The organism is Pseudolactococcus raffinolactis NBRC 100932 (assembly GCF_001591765.1).
GTDB lineage: Bacteria > Bacillota > Bacilli > Lactobacillales > Streptococcaceae > Pseudolactococcus > Pseudolactococcus raffinolactis.
Map to the genome: position 1 here is coordinate 16,534 of NZ_BCVN01000004.1, position 19,993 is coordinate 36,526.

The 19,993-nt window shown below is 38.7% G+C and carries 21 protein-coding genes; 6 read left to right on the forward strand and 15 right to left on the reverse strand.

What is annotated here, in order from left to right:
• Window positions 1-29 precede the first annotated feature (29 nt).
• Window positions 30-584: an ABC transporter transmembrane domain-containing protein gene (locus tag LRA01S_RS02505; protein WP_082785360.1), complete on the reverse strand. Its 555-nt coding sequence runs from the start codon at window positions 582-584 to the stop codon at window positions 30-32.
• Between the two features lie 247 nt (window positions 585-831).
• Between LRA01S_RS02505 and LRA01S_RS02510 the strand changes: the two genes are divergently transcribed.
• From LRA01S_RS02510 to LRA01S_RS02520, 3 genes are all read left to right on the forward strand, one after another.
• On the forward strand, window positions 832-1,446 hold the full coding sequence (locus tag LRA01S_RS02510) for a DUF624 domain-containing protein (protein ID WP_061774073.1): 615 nt from the start codon (window positions 832-834) through the stop codon (window positions 1,444-1,446).
• A gap of 82 nt (window positions 1,447-1,528) precedes the next feature.
• Window positions 1,529-3,631, forward strand: coding sequence for a helix-turn-helix domain-containing protein (locus LRA01S_RS02515; RefSeq protein ID WP_157738475.1), 2,103 nt, complete (start codon window positions 1,529-1,531; stop codon window positions 3,629-3,631).
• On the forward strand, window positions 3,606-4,076 hold the full coding sequence (locus LRA01S_RS02520) for a hypothetical protein (RefSeq protein ID WP_061774075.1): 471 nt from the start codon (window positions 3,606-3,608) through the stop codon (window positions 4,074-4,076). Before LRA01S_RS02515 ends, LRA01S_RS02520 begins: the two co-directional genes overlap by 26 nt.
• A gap of 57 nt (window positions 4,077-4,133) precedes the next feature.
• Here LRA01S_RS02520 and LRA01S_RS02525 read toward each other — a convergent pair whose 3' ends face one another.
• The 5 genes from LRA01S_RS02525 to tsaB form a co-directional block, all read right to left on the reverse strand.
• The gene (locus LRA01S_RS02525; protein ID WP_061774076.1) at window positions 4,134-5,051 is read right to left on the reverse strand and encodes an ROK family protein; all 918 of its coding nucleotides are present in this window, start codon (window positions 5,049-5,051) and stop codon (window positions 4,134-4,136) included.
• 109 nt (window positions 5,052-5,160) lie between these two features.
• A complete protein-coding gene (tsaD, locus tag LRA01S_RS02530) occupies window positions 5,161-6,177 on the reverse strand; it encodes a tRNA (adenosine(37)-N6)-threonylcarbamoyltransferase complex transferase subunit TsaD (RefSeq protein WP_061774077.1) in 1,017 nt (338 codons plus the stop codon).
• A complete protein-coding gene (rimI, locus tag LRA01S_RS02535) occupies window positions 6,174-6,593 on the reverse strand; it encodes a ribosomal protein S18-alanine N-acetyltransferase (protein WP_239519135.1) in 420 nt (139 codons plus the stop codon). Before rimI (LRA01S_RS02535) ends, tsaD begins: the two co-directional genes overlap by 4 nt.
• Before the next feature lie 23 nt (window positions 6,594-6,616).
• Window positions 6,617-7,183: a ribosomal protein S18-alanine N-acetyltransferase gene (gene rimI, locus LRA01S_RS02540; protein ID WP_239519133.1), complete on the reverse strand. Its 567-nt coding sequence runs from the start codon at window positions 7,181-7,183 to the stop codon at window positions 6,617-6,619.
• Window positions 7,155-7,862, reverse strand: coding sequence for a tRNA (adenosine(37)-N6)-threonylcarbamoyltransferase complex dimerization subunit type 1 TsaB (tsaB, locus tag LRA01S_RS02545; RefSeq protein WP_061774079.1), 708 nt, complete (start codon window positions 7,860-7,862; stop codon window positions 7,155-7,157). The genes rimI (LRA01S_RS02540) and tsaB overlap by 29 nt, the downstream gene beginning before the upstream one ends.
• A gap of 688 nt (window positions 7,863-8,550) precedes the next feature.
• On the opposite strand from tsaB, the gene LRA01S_RS02550 reads away from it, so the two are divergent.
• The 3 genes from LRA01S_RS02550 to rnjA all read left to right on the forward strand — a co-directional run bounded on the left by LRA01S_RS02550 (window position 8,551) and on the right by rnjA (window position 11,892).
• Complete coding sequence (locus LRA01S_RS02550; protein ID WP_061774080.1) at window positions 8,551-9,075, forward strand: Abi family protein; 525 nt, start codon at window positions 8,551-8,553, stop codon at window positions 9,073-9,075.
• An 808-nt stretch (window positions 9,076-9,883) separates the two neighbouring features.
• On the forward strand, window positions 9,884-10,114 hold the full coding sequence (locus LRA01S_RS02555; protein WP_003140175.1) for a DNA-directed RNA polymerase subunit epsilon: 231 nt from the start codon (window positions 9,884-9,886) through the stop codon (window positions 10,112-10,114).
• 80 nt (window positions 10,115-10,194) lie between these two features.
• Window positions 10,195-11,892: a ribonuclease J1 gene (gene rnjA / locus LRA01S_RS02560; RefSeq protein WP_061774081.1), complete on the forward strand. Its 1,698-nt coding sequence runs from the start codon at window positions 10,195-10,197 to the stop codon at window positions 11,890-11,892.
• A 287-nt stretch (window positions 11,893-12,179) separates the two neighbouring features.
• On the opposite strand, the gene add is transcribed toward rnjA, so the two are convergent.
• The 9 genes from add to LRA01S_RS02605 all read right to left on the reverse strand — a co-directional run bounded on the left by add (window position 12,180) and on the right by LRA01S_RS02605 (window position 19,707).
• Entirely contained in the window at window positions 12,180-13,181 is a 1,002-nt protein-coding gene (gene add / locus LRA01S_RS02565) for an adenosine deaminase (RefSeq protein ID WP_061774082.1), read from the reverse strand.
• Window positions 13,182-13,200: 19 nt separating this feature from the next.
• Window positions 13,201-14,019, reverse strand: a complete 819-nt coding sequence (locus tag LRA01S_RS02570; protein WP_061774083.1) for a DNA/RNA non-specific endonuclease — start codon at window positions 14,017-14,019, stop codon at window positions 13,201-13,203.
• A 2-nt stretch (window positions 14,020-14,021) separates the two neighbouring features.
• Entirely contained in the window at window positions 14,022-14,486 is a 465-nt protein-coding gene (locus LRA01S_RS02575; protein WP_061774084.1) for a SprT family protein, read from the reverse strand.
• Window positions 14,470-16,632, reverse strand: a complete 2,163-nt coding sequence (locus LRA01S_RS02580; protein WP_061774085.1) for a Tex family protein — start codon at window positions 16,630-16,632, stop codon at window positions 14,470-14,472. Before LRA01S_RS02580 ends, LRA01S_RS02575 begins: the two co-directional genes overlap by 17 nt.
• A 233-nt stretch (window positions 16,633-16,865) precedes the next feature.
• Window positions 16,866-17,501 carry a hypothetical protein gene (locus tag LRA01S_RS02585; protein WP_061774086.1) on the reverse strand — a complete coding sequence of 212 codons (636 nt, stop codon included), beginning with the start codon at window positions 17,499-17,501 and terminating at the stop codon, window positions 16,866-16,868.
• Window positions 17,502-17,805: 304 nt separating this feature from the next.
• Complete coding sequence (locus tag LRA01S_RS02590; protein ID WP_144259871.1) at window positions 17,806-17,997, reverse strand: hypothetical protein; 192 nt, start codon at window positions 17,995-17,997, stop codon at window positions 17,806-17,808.
• 610 nt (window positions 17,998-18,607) lie between these two features.
• Window positions 18,608-18,952 carry a hypothetical protein gene (locus LRA01S_RS02595; RefSeq protein ID WP_061774088.1) on the reverse strand — a complete coding sequence of 115 codons (345 nt, stop codon included), beginning with the start codon at window positions 18,950-18,952 and terminating at the stop codon, window positions 18,608-18,610.
• 127 nt (window positions 18,953-19,079) lie between these two features.
• Complete coding sequence (locus LRA01S_RS02600; protein ID WP_061774089.1) at window positions 19,080-19,436, reverse strand: head-tail adaptor protein; 357 nt, start codon at window positions 19,434-19,436, stop codon at window positions 19,080-19,082.
• Window positions 19,423-19,707, reverse strand: coding sequence for a head-tail connector protein (locus LRA01S_RS02605; RefSeq protein WP_061774090.1), 285 nt, complete (start codon window positions 19,705-19,707; stop codon window positions 19,423-19,425). Before LRA01S_RS02605 ends, LRA01S_RS02600 begins: the two co-directional genes overlap by 14 nt.
• Window positions 19,708-19,993 lie beyond the last annotated feature (286 nt).

A 19,993-nucleotide genomic window follows, 5' to 3' on the forward strand; every position in this document is an offset into this window, starting at 1 on the left:
TCTTGGTAAATATCGAATTGATCTTTTGTTTAAAAATAGCTATCCAAGAAAAATGGCAACAACAAAGTAAGAGGCAACCACCAACGGATATCAAAGAACAGAAATAGGATGCCAAGTAAAGAAATTGTTGTGGCAATCATACGAAAGAAATAATTTGGAAACAAGTGCGTTGCCGACTCCTCCAAACAATTAAAAGTTTTGTCCATGATTTCAAGCGACTGTTCATTTTCAAAATGTTCATAGCTCATTTTTTCAAGTTGGCGAATTAAATCCTTTTTTAAAGATGTGCTGAAGATCAACTCTGTTGCAGGTTCTAAATAAGTTGTCTTAATCGTCGTGATGATTTGTGGCATTAACAAGATGATCCCAAACAAGATTAAATACGGTATGTAGTTTTTGAAAGATAATTTGTGACTAGCTACTTCCAATCCCAAATCAATAATCTGACTGTTCACCCAGATTGCCAAGGGTGCAAGAAAACCAGATATCATTGCAGAAATCGTACAAACCAAGGCAAGAAAAGGACGATGCTTTACGATGATGACCAAAACTTGTTTGAAAGCTGAAGTTATTCTTAACATCATTTTAGCTTCTTTCAATTTTATTCACTTTACCCAAATTTTACTCTTTTTCTATATGTTTTCTATATGTCATCCGGAAACACGATTGGTTTTATCGCATTTCTACGAAAAAACACATTTTTTTCAAAATGACATATCTCATTTTATTGATAGTCTATTGAAAACGTTTCCTCACTGTTATATAATTAAGTGGCAAGAACGTTATTTATTTTGCTAAAGAGTACACACATTTACTATTAGAGGTATAGCAATGAACCCTACGTCAACAAAAACTCAAATCCTTGGTAATCTCTTAATCTATCTTTTAAAACTACAGGCTTTCTTTTTAGTATTCACTTTTTTAGGTGGTGTTGTTTTGGGGATTTTTCCTAGCCTTGCAACTGTTCTTGATTATCTTGTCCACTCACTTGATAAAAAACAAGATGATTTGAATTTGACTTTTTCAACCTATAAAAAAAGATGGTCTAGCTATTTTAAATCTGCTAATCTCTTAGGATTTAGCCTATCTGCTCTTTTCCTATTTTTAGTGGTAGATTTACAAATTTCTAAAAGCTTCTTACATAGCCTTCCCTTACATCTCGCACTCTTCACCTTACTTGTATTACTTCTTGGTATTGCTTGCTATCTTTTCCCAAGTCTGACGCGGTATAACCTAACAGTCTTACAGCACTTCAAACAAGCTGCTTATCTATTTTTAGCAAATCTTATCCCGACTGTCGCCATGCTCGCAGGACTTCTCTTGGCAAGTGCTCTGATGACACTTTTTCCCATTTTAGTGCTCATCGGACTCGTCCCGCTATTGCTATTACCAATCGCTCACTTTGCTTTACAAGCTATGCTCAAAGTAGAGGCTAATCATGAATAAATTCAAGACACTTTACCATAATTCGCTTTTTAAAAAATACTTTTTGAATTATCTCTTGATTTTTTTGCTACCTTTTTTAATTTTGACAGGTATAATATACTATATTTTAAGTCAACATACAAAAAGCCAAATCGTATCAGATAATCATACGACCTTGAATCGAGTACACCAGGCCTTAGATTCAGAATTCACCTCATTAGATAAAATTTCCGATGATTTAGCTACAAATACCGATCTTAATCCATACTATCTAAAAGATCCATTGTATGCGACACGGACTAAAAATGAGCTGCAGCGCTATATGATTACCAACAAAGACCTTGTTAAAGAAATTTTTATCTATTATGCACCCAAAAACATCTTATATTCTCATGCAGGTACCTTGAGTACAGATGCGTTCATGACTTATAAATATCCCCAAACATCATTAACCGCAACGACTTTGTCTCAAAATTTCAAAACAAAGCAGCAACTTTTGACAAGTTCCGACTACCTTGATCATAAACAAGGACAACTTTTGCAGTACTATGTCCCTGTAAATTCAAATTCTAATTTGACGATCCTATTTATCTTTGATCAAGAAAAACTCAATGAATTCCTGACGCAATACCAACTATTGACAGATCAGGATATTACCCTTTATCAAAATGGTACACTGTTTGCAACAACTGCTAAAAATCTTGCCAAGTTAGACAAGAAGACAAATTTAATTAGTTCTCAGAAAAAATTCCGAACATCACTAATTGAAGTCGGGTTAAGCAAAAAATTATTGATCCAAAGACTCAATGGCTTGAGAATTACCTTTGTAATCCTTGGACTTGCCTCCTTATTTCTTGGACTAGTACTTATTTTCCTAATTTGTCGACATATTTATGCGCCAATTGCACAACTAAACGAAGACTTTAATAAAATTGTCAAAGATGAACTTAATAACGAAATTGAAGGTGATTTTTTCTCAAATGTTTCGAAACACCTCTCAAATCAACATCGCGTGATTCAGGCTGAGGTTGAAAATCACCAAGAAGTTCTCAAAGACGTCTTCTGGCATGAACTGATTCAAGGTATTCTAACCAAGCAAAGCGAAATAAGTTCAAAAATGAGTGATTGTGGTCTCCTTCCAAATCCTACTGCTACCTACTTTTTAGGCCTGATCTCAACTGATTTTTCTACTGATAAACTAGATAATCTCAAGCAAAAAACCGTTATCATCAGAAATCTCAAGCAAAAGCATCTGGATTACACGACACATTTAATTGAGTTTCCCTTTGAAAAACGACTTGCCATTATTTTTGAGCTGAATCATACAGCAACGTTGAATCTATCTATTCAAAATTGGTTAATTGATCATTTGCCAATTAACAGTGGCATCTTCTTTAGTCAACCTAAACACCAACTCGTTGATATCAATACAGCTTATATTGAAGCATTAACCATCTTAGAGCATACAGATATGACGGGCGATACGCAGCGTATTCATTTTTATGACTCCTCTGAACTCAGCAAAAAAACAACTCTAGATTTTAAACTTAATAAAAGCCTGCAACTCATCGCTGCCATCAAAGAAAATGCAACGCCTTTGATTCAGGAACTCTTAAAAGAGTTGACCGATGAGCATTTTCTCGCAGCGCTACCGATTAATATCCGACAGTATTATACGTCTAGCCTATTCAATCATCTAATTGCCTTGATCAATCAAGAAAATTTGCCGATGACAGAAACCATCTTCAAACAGCTTGATCAACCACTACTCACAACTCATCTCTATCCAACCTTATCAAAATTATGTTGTGAAATTGCGACCAATATCGCTGGCCTGAAAGATTCTAAGTCCTCCATGCAAAAACAAGCGATTATCGCCTATCTCAAAGATAACTTTAGAGATCCTGATTTTTCACTGGAGAATTTTGCTGCAACTTTCAATGTTTCTACAACCTTTTTAACAAAATTTATCAAACAAGAAACAGGCTTAAGTTTTGCTAAGATGACTGCTGAACTCAAACTGGATTATATCAAATCAAAACTAGTTGAGACGGAACGCCCTATCAAACAAATTATCTATGATGCCGGCTACTATGATGTCTCTAATTTCACACGAAAATTTCGAAAACTCATTGGCTTAACACCCGGTGACTATCGTAAGCACCACAAGGAGAACGGCTATGCTGAAAAAAATCCTGTTATTTAGTACTGTTCTGGCTCTGATTTTCGTTGCCTATCAACTTTATCAGACAGGTTCAGATGATCCCAAACAAACTAGCGTGGACAAAATCGTCATTTCTGATCAATCAGAGCAACCATTATTTGATTTGATTCACCACAACCTAACAGCCATAAACCAAAAAAAGATTGATGACTACCTGACAACCCTTGTCCCAACAGCACGCAAAGACAGTCAAAAGGAAATCAGAGCCTTTCTTGACAGCTATACAGTTAAGATCAGTCTGGACGGTTTTCGCGTACTCAAAAAAGATAAAACACATTGTTTAATTGAAACAAAACAAAAGACGACAAATCTAGGTAAAAACAAGTATCGAAATCATATTGCAACCGCTAACCATACTTTAAAGAAAGTAGATGGTAAATGGCTCATCGCCTCAACAACAATGATAAACACTACTTTCCTAGATTAGTGATCATACAATAAGCGAAAACTCCTCTTGTAAGGCCAACCAAGAGGAGTTTTTATTTTATGCGATAATTTGTTTAGCTTGATAAACAGCGCCAATTAAGCCAGCATCATTGCGCAATAAACAAGGTTTGATATCTGCAACAGTCACACCAGTTAAGTGGTTTAATGACTTGTGATGTTGCTTAATCTTGTCGATTCGCTCTGATAAATGACCTAAAAATTCATCGTTGGTACTAATGCCACCACCCAGTAAAATCACTTCTGGATCAAAAGCACAGACAAGATTGAGCAGGCCTTTAGCCACATCTTCATAATAACGATCCATGACTTTGCTTGCTTGCGCATCGCCTTTACGAACGAGATCCAAGATCACGCGCGCATCTGTCACTTCTTTACCTGTCGCTTGTTGATAGCGGTTATAGAGCCCTAGCACAACGCCACTTGTAAAATTCCAAGAACCAGCTTCGAGATCTTGCGAATAATCAAGCGGTTGTTGCATGGTCCAACCAATTTCACCAGCTGCACCATGCGCACCTTGATAGACCGCATCATTAATGATAATACCACAACCAACAGCTGTCCCTAGGGCAATCACGATATAGTCTGAAACACCCTGTGCATTCCCAATCCATTGTTCAGCAATCGCAGCACAGTTGGCATCATTTTGGACGACAACTGGTAGCTGAAAGGCTGCTTCACAGACCTCTTTTAAGTTGATATCGAAGAAGGCTGTAATGGCACCAGCAGTAACCATATAGCCATCTTTACGAACAATGCCTGGCACGCTAACGCCAACACTTAGAATATCCTGCTTTTCTTGATAAGTTTTGACTTGCTTTGCCATGTTGGCAATCATCAGTTCCCCATCATCTGGTGTTGTGACAAATGAACCTTTTTCAAGGATCTCGCCTGCTTCGTTTACCAGACCATATTTAACTGATGTTCCCCCAATATCAAATCCTACATAATGTGTCATTTTCCGTCTCCCCAACGTCATGTCAACAACTTTTTGATCGCCTTGACAAAAGCCTCTACCATCTGATCAAAAAGCAATCCTATCCCCCAATGTGATTACTTTGAACGATTTATTTTAATGACTCAAAGGTCAAACTAGGTCGTGCATTTAAGTCTAGTCCTGCTAAATGTCCCTGGTTATACTCGCAGACACTAGCATAAGCTATCATGCCTGCATTGTCGCCACAAAGTCTGAGTGGTGGGATCACCACATCAACATCTGTAATTTCAGTGGCTAGACGTTCACGTAGGCCTTGATTTGCCGCCACACCGCCTGCAACCACGAGCATTTTTACTGGAAATTGTTTTAAGGCAGTTTTTGTTTTAGCCATTAATACATCCATTACTGCGGCTTGAAAACTAGCGGACAGATCTTTTTTATCAAGTGTCTGACCTTTTTGTTCCGCATTATGAACGGTGTTAATAAAGGCAGATTTGAGACCTGAAAAACTAAATTCTAGGGCGGGATCATCATGCTTCATCATGGCACGCGGAAAGTTGAAGACATCCTCGCCTTGGTGGGCCAGACCGTCAATTTCTCTCCCCGCGGGGTAAGTCAAATTCATAACTCGACCAACCTTATCGTAGGCTTCGCCAACAGCATCATCTCGGGTTTCACCGATGATTTTATAATCACCTGGTGCTGCCACATAGACAAGTTCTGTATGACCACCACTGACAAGCAAAGCCATCAGTGGAAATTCAAGCGGTTTGACTTGGCGAGCTGCCCATAAATGCCCAGCCATGTGATTGACTGGCACAAGTGGTAAGTGATTGGCCCAAGCAAAGGCTTTAGCTGCTGCAACACCTACGAGTAGCGCGCCAACAAGACCTGGCCCTTCAGTGACGGCAACAGCTGTCAAATCACTTGGTGTGATCTCAGCTTCTGCCATGGCTTCGTTGATACAAGCCGTGATTACTTCAACATGGTGACGACTGGCCACTTCGGGCACGACACCACCAAAACGTTTGTGACTCTCGATTTGACTCGCAATCACGTTACTCAACAGCTCTTGACCATTTTTCAAGACCGCGACACTGGTCTCATCACAGGAGGTCTCAAAAGCTAATATATAATGTTCTGTCATTTTTCTCTCTTCATTAAAATCGCATCTTCTTGCGGATTTTGATAATAATCCTTTCTCTGATAATAAGCTTCAAACTCGAATTTTTCATATAATCTTCGAGCTTTATCATTTGAGGCACGGACTTCTAGGAAAATTTTACCGTCAAGTTCTGCTAGTTGTTTGAGCAATAGACTGGCAATCCCTTGCGATTGATAGGCCTTAGCAACAGCAATGTTAGTGATTTCAATTTCATCCATGACGACTGACAGCGCTAAAAAACCAAGAACTTTTTGGTCTTCTGAAAAAGCCAAATAGTAAACGGTCTCCTCACGCAAAAGATCCGCAAAAGTCTGTTCAAAGGTCCAGGGCGAGACTTCGTATAGCTCGTCTAAAATCGCTTGAATGTCTCCTGCAAAATCTCGATAGCAATCTGTCAAAAAATTGAGTTTTCGAATCGTGATCATACGGCTTCTTGATCACTTGCTGGTGCTAACTGCTTGACCATCCAAAGGCCATCTAGTTTATTTTCATAGTAACCGGGTAAAATTTCTTTTGTCTCAAACCCTAGTTTTCGATACATAGCTTGGGCAGGTAAATTATTTCTTTTCACTTCTAAAGTCAGTGAGTCGAGACCTAGTTGTCGCATCAGTTCAGCCAATCTCTTGACAAGATTTGACCCAATACCTTGGCGTTGGTAGGTTCTGAACACACCTAAATTTGACAAGTGAACCGAGTTTTTCTCCGGTACAACACGTGCCCCGATGAAACCTATGATTTTACCATCAGCCTCAGCCGTCAGAAAAATCGCTAGGTCATTGGTTTTGATCTCATGCTCAAAATGCGAAAAAGTCCACGGCGTATCACCGGCATAGACATCCCGCTCAATCGCTAGAAAGCTGACAATATCTTCACGTTCAGCGATCCGATATCGTGCTTGCCCCATCACCACATCTAAATCGACATCATCAAAAGCCCGATATTGCCGAAAATCATGAACCTCAAATTTTGTGGATATAGTGTGTATCATTTCCTTGATCTTCTGCATGCGTCTCCAACCATTTCTCTTCCGCTTCAACTTTTTTCAAATACTCTGGGACAAATGCGTCCACATTTACCGGCTCGTAACCTGCGCCCAAGCGCGCGATTTGATAGGCGTTAGGCAATCTGCGCTCTGCATTTTCAACAAATTTGGCTTGTGGTAAGGTCTGTGAAATCAGCTCACGAAAGTTTGCCAGCTCACCTGTAAAATACAGTCTTTCTTCAGTTTTCAGCGTGTCCATTAACTTATCAAGCTCAACATGATGCTCTTGACTGATGCTTGTACCATTTTCATATATGCCAGCATAGACATTTTGACGTCTGGCATCAATGAGGGGCACAACTTTGCCAGCCACGTCAACATTGGCCGCGATAGCAGCTAGGCTTGATACACCGACGAGGTCGATGTTGAGCGTGCTAGCTAAGGTTTTGGCTATCGTTACAGCGATACGAAGTCCCGTGTAGCTGCCTGGGCCTTGTGCCACAGCGATTCGGTCCAAGTCTTCAGGCTGAAGCCCTGCGTTTGTCATCAGAAAGTCAATCGCTGGCATGAGCGTTATACTGTGATTTTTCTTGATGTTTAAGTCGATCTTCCCAAGCAGGTTGTCATCTTCTGTCAAAGCGACAGACAGGGCCTGGCTTGAGGTATCAAAAGCTAATAGTTTCATTTCTTACGCTATCTTCCTATGTTTTACAACCTATACACATGACTTTTAACCCTTGAAAATCAGGGGGAATCTGTGTTGATTGTGTCTATTACTATTTTATGCTAAACCTGCTCATTTGTAAACTATACGTCATTTTGGATGTCTTGTTTATCAAAACAAATAAAAAAATCCATCATCAGCACGCTCGTAATAAATTGTATCCTTCACTTCTTTTTATATCATTTCATTTTTTTGTCATAATATTTACACCTCGTTTTATAAATGGTACACTTAAATCAAAGACAGTGACTTAACTCACTGTCTTGACTCAAGTTTGAGCTTACCGCTTAATTTTGACTGTCAGTTTAAGCCATAACAGGTTGATTGTGATCTCTACCATTAGCTTAGCTGACTTTTTTCATTCCAATCTATGGTGATTCAATATAATCAGACTAGTACAGTGATGATTATATCTTTTTCAAGAAACTTTTGACCTCTCAGACAGTAGTCCCCATATCAAAGTACTACAAATAGACAAAATAATCTCTATCTTCACGGTCAAAAACTAAAATACAAAGACAGCTAAATCATACCCAACTGCGACTTTAAAATCATCAGCACAGTTATTTGACAGTGTTCTGGTAAATCAAGAGTTTGACATGGTTGCTGACACTAATAAAAGGGTTAAAACGTAAAATGAAAGGTCATAATGCAAAAGCCAAAGTTAGATTATAAAGAGATGATTTCACATTTAAAAAATAAAGGTATCACATTTAATTTTATAAGCGAGCACGAAGCAATTAAAGTGTTACAGTCAAACAACTACCTGTTTAAGCTGATGTCTTATCGGACTAATTTCAACAAAAAAAATGGCAAATATGAAAACTTAGATTTTGCCATGCTTAGTGATCTAGCAACTATTGATATGGCATTAAGATATTTGATTTTAAAAATGTCTCTTGACTACGAACATGCTGTCAAAGTGAAAATTTTAGATTTAATCACACTTGATGATTCCGAAAATGGCTATGCCGTTGTCGAAAAGTTCAAAAATGAAAGTCCGAAAAGTTATCATATCGCCCTTAACTACCTACAAAAAAATAATTATCAGCAAGTTTTTTATAGAAAACACAATGAAAACATAGCTGTTTGGAGCTTACTCGAAATCCTACCATTTGGTTCTCTATCCTTTTTCATAGAGTTTTATTACAAGCTGACAAATTATAGTCAGTAAAAATACGCCTTTCATTTAACAAAATTATCTAAAAATCTACGTAATGCTTCCGCTCATAACAATCCTTTGCTACTCAATTTTTATAGTAGAGAAACCCGCATCAAACCAAGTCAAACAGTTTATAACATCGGGGATGAAATCGGTATCTCTGCTAGAGACCTACGTGAGCGAAAAGTCACTGACTTAGCATCGCTATTTTATCTGCATAAGAAATATTGTAGTAGTGGCATAAATCAGCATAGAAAAGATGAGCTACTAGCAGTTTTAAAACGCGCTACTAGACACAAGGACTGGTATTCAAAAAACGATAACCTGATACATATTTATCAAATTTTATCGACATTAATTAATTTTCTTTGACTAATTCGAATTATATGATACAATATTATTAAGGAAATAACGACGTATGATCGTTAGCCGACTGATTGCTCCGCTTGATGTTGGTTATAAAATTTTAGAGAGACCAGTTAGCTTGCTGACTGGTCTTTTGATTATCTAATTAATAACGGGTGCCATCATCATATCACGCATATCTGATCATCTATTTTTGACTGTTGGCAGTCTCTCAAAACTTATACTAACAATAAATCACATTTAAAAAAATATCTATCGGAAAAATGAGACGGAAACATCGTCTACCGTCCAATTCGCTACATCTGACCATTCCCATGATTAAAACGTTCTTTCTATGCACCTAAACCTATTTTTGTAATTACACCAGTTTTATGGTAAAATGTAAGTAATTGCAATAATGCGACCTTTACTGAAGGTGCACCTGTAAAATTAAATTACTATACTGGAGAAAAACATGCTTTTCAAAGTCTTTTATCAAGAAACTAAAAAACGTAGCCCTAAACGCGAAACAACTCATTCACTTTACTTAGAGCTTGACACAACTGACGTTCGTCAAGGTGTTATCCAAGCCCGTGAAATCATGCGCGACAATACAGATTACCATGTTGAATTTATTGATGCCATCAGTGATGAGCAAGCGGCATACGAGAGAGAATCTGAAGGCTTCAACATCACAACCTTTTAAGAAACCTTACAACTTGTGAGATTCATCACAAGTTTTTTAATAAACGAAAAAATAGATCATATAAAAAAGAAAAGAGAAAGATGACTACTAATAGCTACACCAATCTAAACATCAAACCCGATGAAGTCGCGGTTTTCGCCATTGGCGGACTCGGTGAAATCGGTAAGAACACTTATGGTGTCGAATATCAAGATGAGATTATCATCGTTGATGCTGGCATCAAATTCCCAGAAGACGATTTACTCGGCGTTGACTATGTCATTCCTGACTATAGCTACATCGTTGAAAATCAAGACCGCATTAAAGGTGTTTTCATCACCCATGGTCACGAAGACCATATCGGTGGGATTCCTTTCCTCCTGAAACAAGCCAATGTGCCCATTTATGCTGGCCCATTATCCCTCGCTTTAATCCGCGGAAAACTTGAAGAACATGGCCTCTTACGTGATGCTAAACTCTTTGAAATTCATCCTGATGATGAGATTGCTTTCAAATACTTGAAGCTTTCATTCTTCCGCACGACTCACTCAATTCCAGAGCCTATCGCCATGGTCATCGATACACCGCAAGGTAAAATCGTTGCCACAGGTGACTTCAAGTTTGACTTTACACCAGTTGGTGAACCGGCTGACTTGCACCGCATGGCTGCACTTGGTGAAGAAGGCGTACTCCTGCTCCTTTCTGACTCAACAAATGCTGAAATTCCAACTTTCTCACATTCTGAAAAAGTTGTCGGCGCTTCTATTCAAAAAATCTTTGAGCGCATCGAAGGTCGGATTATCTTCGCTTCATTTGCCTCAAATATCTTCCGTTTGCAACAAGCCGTTGAGGGGGCCGTTAAGACTGGTCGTAAGATCGTTGTCTTCGGCCGTTCAATGGAGAAAGCCATTGTTAACGGGATTGAACTTGGGTATATCAAAGCACCAAAAGACACCTTTATTGAACCTGGTGAAGTGAACCAATACCAACCGCATGAATTACTCATCATGTGTACTGGCTCACAGGGTGAACCAATGGCTGCGCTCAGTCGTATTGCCAATGGCATGCACCGTTTTGTGACCTTGCAAATGGGTGACACCGTTGTCTTTTCATCTAATGCCATTCCTGGGAATACACATGGTGTGAATCAGTTGATCAACCGGATTTCTGAAGCTGGTGCTAAAGTCATCTATGGTAAGATGAACAACATCCATACCTCAGGTCACGGTGGTCAGCAAGAACAAAAACTCATGCTCCGCTTGATCAAACCCAAATATTTCATGCCAGTCCATGGTGAGTACCGGATGTTGAAAATCCATGCTGGTCTCGCCCAAGATACTGGTGTGCCAAAAGAAAACTGTTTCATCTTTGAAAACGGTGATGTTCTAGCCTTGACTGCTGATTCTGCACGTCCTGCTGGGCACTTCAATGCACAAGATACTTACGTTGATGGTAATGGTATCGGAGATATCGGCAACGCTGTCCTTCGTGACCGTCATGAATTGTCAGAAGACGGCGTTGTCCTTGCCGTTGCGACTGTTGACTTCAAGAGTAAGATGATTTTAGCGGGTCCTGACATGCTCAGCCGTGGCTTCATCTATATGCGTGAGTCCGGCGATTTAATTCGCTCAGGTCAACGCGTCTTGTTCAATGCCATTCGTAAAGCTATGAATGATGAAAATGCTAATGAAGCAAGTGTGGCACGCGCCATGACAGATGCAATTAAACCCTTCTTCTATCGTGAGTTAGAACGCGAACCGATCATTATCCCAATGGTCTTAACACCTGATAAAAAATAAAAGATACAAAAGAGTCTGGAACCAAAATCTTCAGTCTCAAAAAGAGAAAAGCAAACTGGTTAGTTTGCTTTTCTCTTTTTTTAATTGATTTGGTAAAAGAATCCCGATTTGGTATAAAAATAGCGAATTATTTACCGATTTCGCATTGTTTATTACAACTTGATGATGCTGTTTTACAATGTATCAAAAAAGCTATACTGAAATAGACTATGACAATTTCAATTAATATTGAAGATTGGTCATAGTCTATTTTTAGAGTACTTTTGTTCTATCCTTTTTTGCCATCTTTAAAATTCTTTTGCAAAAGTCTCACGTTGCTCTGGTGACATGAAACTAGCGTCAAAGGCATGACGGGCGATCTGACGGAACTCCGTCTCGCTCAAGTCATACCAGTCTGCAATTTTTTCATATTCATCATTCAAGGTTGTGCCTGAAACGGTGCGGTTATCTGTATTAATCGTCACTCTAACACCAGCATCCAAAAGTTGCTTGAAAGGATAGTTGGCCAATGTATCAACCGCCTTGGTCTGAAAATTAGAAGTTGGGGCCATTTCGACCGTAATTTTATCAGCGACTAAAGCAGGCCAGCTTTCAGGGATGTCTTTTAACGCCACACCATGACCGACTCGGCTAGCACCCGCTTCAACAGCGTCTAGGACATTTTGGGCACAGCCACATTCACCAGCGTGTAAGGTTAGCGGAATGCCATTAGCCTTGACTTTTTTTAAGACTGGTGCAAAGGCTTCTGGAAAGCCATCTGCTTCTACTCCTGCCAGATCAAATCCTGCCAGATGCGTCAAGCCACCGGCTGCAAATAAATTGACGACGGTTAGAACACTGTCGACTGATTCATGACGCATGCCACAGAGTAAAGCATTTGCTTTGACTTGGAAATCACGTTCTCCGGCTGCTAAACCTCGTGTGACCGCTGCGACGACTTGCGATAGAGTCAAACCACCTGACGTGTGCAGAGTAGGGGCAAAGCGGATTTCCATATAGCGGATGTTGTCTTGTTGCGCTTGCTCAAGGATATCGTAAGCTGCTAGCTCAAGTGCGGTTTCAGTTTGTAACATGGGCAAGACGAAATCAAAAGGCGCTAAGTAATCCATCAGACTTTCAGCATCTTGAGGTGCTGTGATTTTTTGGCGCAAGTCATCATCTGAAACAGGCAGCTTGATCCCCGCTTCTTGGGCAAGGTGCCGAATCGTTTGCATCGAAATCGACCCGTCCAAATGGCAGTGCAGTTCTATTTTAGGTAACTTTTCAATTGTTGTTCGTGATGTCCGCATCTCGCTACTCCTATCTCTCTTACCTGGTTTTTGTCCCGACACCAGTCAGGTAATCAATCTGATAGCCCGGCTGAACATTAAACACGTAGACATTTAAATCATAGGCCTTGCCATCGTCTTCAATCGACTTTGCCATCATCTGCACACCGCGTGGTAGCAGCTCATCACCCTGATAAACTGGCGTAACCTGATAGCGCACGTGCAACTTTTTATAGAAGAGGACATCCGAAATCTGCGTCTCGAAATCCTGCATACCAGGCGAATTCATAGCCCGCGTGCCCGTCACCAAATTCTCCTTACTGCCCGCATCACCCGAAAACATCCAAGCCACCAAATGACTGCGATTATAAAGCGTCACCTGAACATTATCAAAAAAGATCTGTTGATTGTTAGAGCGACCATTGTATGCCCAGCCAGCAGGATTATTGGGGATCCTTGGCCGAACCATGGTTTTGACCTGCATATACCGCTGATAACTCAAACGTGCATTGGCTTGATTCGCTCTGCCTAAACGATCAAGAGGTGAAAACTTCAGCCAGTCATCCTGATCTGAATCCTGTGTTAGGTCTGCAGCAGAAAAAGTCGACTTGCCACCATTTAGCGTGACGTAGTAAGTATTGGACCCGTTCCATTTAAGCTTGAGCAGCTCCTCGCTATTGCTGGCCTTGATCACCTTTTCTTGTGAAAAAGGAAGATGGGCACCTGTTTGTGAGAAGATGAAATAACCTGCAAAACCTAGAACGATGACGACTAAAACAATAATTTGTTGGGTTCGTGTCAGACTACTAAAAACTTTCTCGCCTGTCTTGACTAATTTTTTCTGATCAGATTTTTTCATTCCTATCTCCCTTCTCGATCTTGTGTGATATCTAGCTGTAATTTACCACGACATTTGCCACATCTGTATTTTTTTAAATCTATGCGCCGACGTCTGAGATAAATTTGACCACAAGTCAAACAGTGATACCTGTAACTTTGAACATCCTGTAAAAGTGGTGCAAAGCGTAAGCCACCCACTTGAGACAGTAGCGCTTTGAAATCTCGATCGCCATGTTTATAGCCACGACCTTCTCGATAAAGATGGTAATGCACTAGCTCATGCTGGACGATTTGTCGAAAAATATCTTCTGAAAAAGCATCATACATCTTTTCATTGAAATCCAGATGTAGATCCTTGGGAAAAAACCGACCACCGGTCGATTTCAATCGGCCATTAAACTTTACCTCATGTTCAAAAGGTTTGCCAAAGTCTGTTAGGGAGACCCATTGGACGAAGGCCAGGAGTTCATCATTTTTGTTTGTCATCTGTTTCAGGTAAGGCTTTGGGTTCAACCATTGACAAGCCAACTTTGCTGCCACGGCTTGGGTCGATTTGATAGACCCAAACGGTTACAATCTGACCAACAGCCACGACACTTGACGGATCTTTCACGAATTTCTTAGCCATGCGAGAGACATGTACCAAGCCATCTTCTTTAATCCCGATATCAACAAAGGCACCAAAATCAACGACGTTGCGGACAACGCCTTCTAATTTTTGACCCACTCGCAAATCTTTGACTGATAAAACATCTGATCGTAAGATTGGCGCATCAAAATCATCCCGTAAATCACGACCTGGTTTCAGCAAGTCTGAAATGATGTCTTTTAGCGTCGCTTTACCAACTGCGAGTTGATCCGCGAGTTGATTAAGGTCAGCTTTTTCAAGCTTAGCACGCGCCGCATCATCCAACTCCTGGATGCCAAATTCAGCGAACAATTGGTCCACAACCTTATAAGACTCTGGGTGAACGCCTGTATTATCTAGGATATTGGTACTATTAGGAATACGGAGGAAACCAGCTGCTTGCTCAAAAGCCTTTGCCCCCAGACGTGGTACCTTATTAATTTCCTTACGTGACGTGATCACACCGTTTTCTTCTCGGTAAGCCACGATATTTTTAGCAATAGTCGCGTTCAAACCTGCAACGTGTGCGAGCAAGCTGGCACTTGCGGTATTGACATTGACTCCGACTTGGTTGACCACTGTGTCAACGACGAAATCCAGATTTTTTGTCAATTTTTTCTCAGACACATCATGTTGATATTGACCAACACCGATCGCTTTTGGCTCGATTTTTACTAATTCTGCTAACGGATCTTGCAGGCGACGTGCGATTGAAATAGCTGAACGTTTCTCAACGGTCAAATCAGGAAATTCTTCACGCGCCAAAGGACTGGCTGAATAGACAGACGCACCGCTTTCCGATACGATGACGTATTTGGCAGATAAGTGATTGTCTTTAATCACGTCTGAAACAAATTGCTCACTTTCTCGTGATGCTGTCCCATTGCCGATGGCGATCATTTCAACTTCATAATCTGTAATCAGCTTAATGAGCTCCACTTTCGCTTGCTCAATTTGTTTACCAGAAGCCGGTTTGACGGGGTAAATCACCGTCGTCATCAGCATCTTACCAGTTTTGTCGACAATGGCGATCTTGGCACCTGTTCTAAAGGCCGGGTCAAAACCAAGGACAACCTTGCCTTTCAGCGGTGCGACAAGCAAGAGATTCCGCAGGTTTTTACCAAAGGTTTCAATCGCACCATCTTCCGCACGCTCTTTGAGCTCAGCACGGACATTGCGCTCCATAGCTGGGATGATCTTTGATTTGAGGGCTTCGTTGATAGCTGTTTTCAGGTAAGCATTGGTTTTAGCGTTGTAGCGACTCTCAAACATAAGCGTCATCTTATCGACATTATGCTCAAACTTAACCGTCAAAATCCCAAGCTTTTCACCACGGTTAACCGCCAAAACCCGATAATTCGGGATTTCAGACAGTTTATCCGAAAAATCATAGTAAATCTGGAAGACATTTTTCTCATCCAAACTACCATCTTTTTCAGTTGTCATTAAACGTGAATTTTGTTTAATCTCATTCAACACCCAAGCCCGCATCTTCACATCTTCAGAAATGGCCTCAGATAAAATATCAAGGGCTCCTGAGATAGCATCACTAGCTGATGGGACCTCTTCGTTTAGATAGCCTTCAGCACTTGTTGCGACGTCACCATTTTGCATGATGACCTTGGCCAAACCAAATAAACCACGCTCCTTAGCGATCATCGCTTTCGTCCGACGTTTGGTTTTATAAGGGAGGTAAAATTCTTCAACTTCTGACAATTTTTCAGCCGCTAAGATATTCTTCTTGAGGTCATCTGACAGCTTACCCAGTTCTTCAATTTTCGTAAGAACTGCCGTTTTACGCTCATCTAATTTGATGGCACGGTCATTTTCGTCCACGATGGCCTTGATTTGAACCTCATCCAAATCACCTGTCGCTTCTTTCCGGTAACGCGCGATAAAGGGAATGGTATTGCCTTCGCTAGTTAGGTCTAAAACCTGCTGGATTTGCTTAGGTGAAATTGACAATAAAGCTGAAATTTTCTCGATTTGTTCATTAGTTTTCATTATGCTATTATACCAAAAAAAGGCCTGCTCTGCCTTTTTTTTCTATTTTAAAGTAAGCAAAAAGCCTTATAGATAAAATGTTTGTATGGCTTTATTGGTCATAACCTACAGCCCCTTCCATTTAGGATTTTTAATATCCGTATAATCACAAATACTGTTATACCTAGGGCTATAGAGATTTTTTAGAAATAAAAACTCATATATTAAGCTATATTTTTACAAATAGATAGTATTTAGATAATATTCTTATTACTATCTGTTTCTTGTTTTGTATTTTTTAACATCTCATATCTGACATCATACACAAATAACAATATTTGTTTTTTATTAAATGTAAATATTAGAGATACAAGATAAAATAAATATATAACGAGACCTAAGGATGCTAATAAATCGCATATCCTCAACATAACATCTTGTTGGGTTATTCCAGAAATATCAGTCAAAAACGTACTTACTTCTTTCTCTGGCAATTCTTTTATAAAAATGTCAAAAAATTTAACAAGTAAATTAAATACTCCGCCTATAATTAATACCAACAAAGTTACAAATACTCCTGTAGCCCATGTTGCAAAAATCCTTGTTTTATTTATATATTTTTCTAATTCATTTATCGTTTCGTTGATAATTTCTATATTTGTATCAGGAGAATCTAACATTTTTTCAATAGCTTTTAGCTTCATTTTCTCATGATTCTTCTTGCACCTTTTTGAATAAAAATAGCAAACTCCTGATATTATGATCATTGTTAATATAATTGGTATATTGGCACTATTTTGTTTATCAACTGCTAATATTATATATATTATGCAGACTATCATAACAAACAGAGAACCATAGTAAGAACTCTTTTCTTCCCAACCAAACATTTTATAGTCTTATAATATTTTTTTCCTTATTGCTTTATAATAATCACTCATTATAATTATATCCTCAATATTCTATTATACTCATTATATCAAAAAAAATTTAAAATAAAAGCCCGTCCTAGGACGGGCTAAACTTAAATAGAAATATCAGTTTCAGTTATTCTAATTTATTTTGTAGCTTTCACCACCAAAACCATATACTCTTTAAAAGCTGTATCAGGATTGATTTTGACAATATTGCACCTTTTATCCTTCCACTTCACCAACATTTTATTAGTGATAACCTGTTTCTTAATTTGAGATATCACAATTCCATTGTATCTTCAAAGGTAGTACCTTTATAATCTTTAATATTTTGAGCACGTATTTTAATTTTAACCCAACATGAAAATAATTCTGTTTCAGTTTCATCTGACGGATCTGGTCCATTTACTGATTCAATTTTTATAAAAGTAATATGGTCATTCAATTCATTAGTATTTTTAATGAGTGGCATAATAAGCATATCGCATTTGCTGGATCAATGACCGTACTGTGATTGGTATACCCTCACTATTTTTTTATCGATTTAAATATAGTGACACCGACCAATCAAACTACTTGTAATTTTCAATCTTGCACTCTATAGATATATTGAAACATTTAAAAATTATCGATATTTCGATATACGGCTTGCTCCCTAATGTTTTAAGCCGGGCCATTAATAAATGAGGTTTAAAAACGATTAGGGTATGAAGACTTTAAAACGGTCATGAACATTTATAACTACGTTAGATCACAACAAGATGAAAATACTCGTCAAAAGCTCGCAGATTATTTAAACTCCTGACAAATAGATAGCATTTATAAAAACACGAAACACAAAAAACAAAAAGAACGCTCTCATATCAACGTTCTTTTATAATATAGTTAAACTAACCCACAGACCCTTCCATTTAAGCTTTTGATATCCGTATAATCACAAATACTGTTATATCAAGGGTTATAGAGATATTTCCGAGGATAAAAACTCATATATTAAGCTATATTTTTACAAATAGATAGCATTTAGATAGCATTTTTATACGTAAGTATAGAAAGCCCTTGCTTTTTTTAATATACTACTTTTAAGTAACGGTAAAAAAATTGGCACAAGCTGGACATCTTTTATTACCTAGCCTTGTTCCTCTTGGAGCTTGTGTCAAATGCACTAATTTTTTATCTAGATCCCAACAATTTGAACAATATGGATTTTCATCATCCTGTAAATAATATGCTCCATTCTTAAAGCTTAAGTTCCCAGATATTTCATTAGCTCTTTCAATCTCTTCAAACTTCAATCTTAGTTCTCTATTTTCATCTAAAATTGAGTATGCTTGTTGCTGTAATTCCATTAGTGTACCAATTGCTTGTACGTTGTCAATTCCTATCAATACATCTTTTAAAGTTGAAAAACTATCGGTTATTCCCATTACATTACCTCACTTCTCTATTGCATCTATTATACCAAAAAACACGCCGTAAGACGTGCTAACTTCTAATTTTATATCTTTCACCACCAAGACCATATACTCTTTAAAAACTGTATCAAGTTTGACTTTAACTTACCTTTCCTTTGACCTCCTCGCATACAAGTGTGTCATATTCTTTTTCAGATACATCTCTATAGATCTCTTTCACAGAATAAGTCTGAGTATCTGAATCAAAGGTCAAATAATCACCATGAGAAATTACATTTTTTTGGTAGTGTCTAATAGCTACTTGGACTTTGTTGTCTGCCCAATTTGCACCACCAGTATAAGTATTTGTTACTGATCGTTTTAATACTTTACCCCAAATGGTAGCTTTATCTTCATATCCAATAACTACTGTATCACCAATCTTATTTTTTCCATATTTTGGCTGTTTAAAGTGGATTCTACTCGTCAATTCATTCACATTCTTAATGAGTGGCATAATAAGCACCTCGCATCTGCTGGATAAGCGATTGAACCGTGATAGGCATACGCTCACTAGTTGCTTCTTGTCGGTTTAAATACCAATGTTGCGCTAATAGCGACACCGACCAATCAAACTGCTTGTAGCCCTCAATCTCCCCCTCTAAGGCTTCACTATCTATGGCACTCTTAATATATGAACTTGCTGTATAAATTAATTGATCGATTAAATCATCATCTAAATCATGATCGATACGCAGACTATTTTTTACATCTTCTATTTTTACCACTATTTACCTCTTTCTATATTGCCCAACGTTGGGCTTTTTAAAATAGGACAACGTTGTCTTATTTAGGAACAACCGCACGTGCGGTTTCTGATATTGTAGAAACAATGAATAGGTTAGTTTTTGGCAAATGTTGCAACGTTGCAATATTCAAATATGACTATATCGTCAAATTCTGCCACGTGGCGGAATTTAAATGCGACCACGTGTCCGTATTTGTGAACGTTCACACATTACGCCAAATTCTGACTCGGGTCATAATTTACTGTTTCCAGTCTAAATGACTGAA

Bases quoted from the DNA above. Each gene is read 5' to 3' on its own strand.
- LRA01S_RS02505 (WP_082785360.1), bottom strand. From the start codon at position 584: ATGATGTTAAGAATAACTTCAGCTTTCAAACAAGTTTTGGTCATCATC.
- LRA01S_RS02510 (WP_061774073.1), top strand. From the start codon at position 832: ATGAACCCTACGTCAACAAAAACTCAAATCCTTGGTAATCTCTTAATC.
- LRA01S_RS02520 (WP_061774075.1), top strand. From the start codon at position 3,606: ATGCTGAAAAAAATCCTGTTATTTAGTACTGTTCTGGCTCTGATTTTC.
- LRA01S_RS02525 (WP_061774076.1), bottom strand. From the start codon at position 5,051: ATGACACATTATGTAGGATTTGATATTGGGGGAACATCAGTTAAATAT.
- tsaD (WP_061774077.1), bottom strand. From the start codon at position 6,177: ATGACAGAACATTATATATTAGCTTTTGAGACCTCCTGTGATGAGACC.
- rimI (WP_239519133.1), bottom strand. From the start codon at position 7,183: ATGATACACACTATATCCACAAAATTTGAGGTTCATGATTTTCGGCAA.
- tsaB (WP_061774079.1), bottom strand. From the start codon at position 7,862: ATGAAACTATTAGCTTTTGATACCTCAAGCCAGGCCCTGTCTGTCGCT.
- LRA01S_RS02550 (WP_061774080.1), top strand. From the start codon at position 8,551: ATGCAAAAGCCAAAGTTAGATTATAAAGAGATGATTTCACATTTAAAA.
- LRA01S_RS02555 (WP_003140175.1), top strand. From the start codon at position 9,884: ATGCTTTTCAAAGTCTTTTATCAAGAAACTAAAAAACGTAGCCCTAAA.
- rnjA (WP_061774081.1), top strand. From the start codon at position 10,195: ATGACTACTAATAGCTACACCAATCTAAACATCAAACCCGATGAAGTC.
- add (WP_061774082.1), bottom strand. From the start codon at position 13,181: ATGCGGACATCACGAACAACAATTGAAAAGTTACCTAAAATAGAACTG.
- LRA01S_RS02570 (WP_061774083.1), bottom strand. From the start codon at position 14,019: ATGAAAAAATCTGATCAGAAAAAATTAGTCAAGACAGGCGAGAAAGTT.
- LRA01S_RS02575 (WP_061774084.1), bottom strand. From the start codon at position 14,486: ATGACAAACAAAAATGATGAACTCCTGGCCTTCGTCCAATGGGTCTCC.
- LRA01S_RS02580 (WP_061774085.1), bottom strand. From the start codon at position 16,632: ATGAAAACTAATGAACAAATCGAGAAAATTTCAGCTTTATTGTCAATT.
- LRA01S_RS02585 (WP_061774086.1), bottom strand. From the start codon at position 17,501: ATGTTTGGTTGGGAAGAAAAGAGTTCTTACTATGGTTCTCTGTTTGTT.
- LRA01S_RS02590 (WP_144259871.1), bottom strand. From the start codon at position 17,997: ATGCCACTCATTAAAAATACTAATGAATTGAATGACCATATTACTTTT.
- LRA01S_RS02595 (WP_061774088.1), bottom strand. From the start codon at position 18,952: ATGGGAATAACCGATAGTTTTTCAACTTTAAAAGATGTATTGATAGGA.
- LRA01S_RS02600 (WP_061774089.1), bottom strand. From the start codon at position 19,436: ATGCCACTCATTAAGAATGTGAATGAATTGACGAGTAGAATCCACTTT.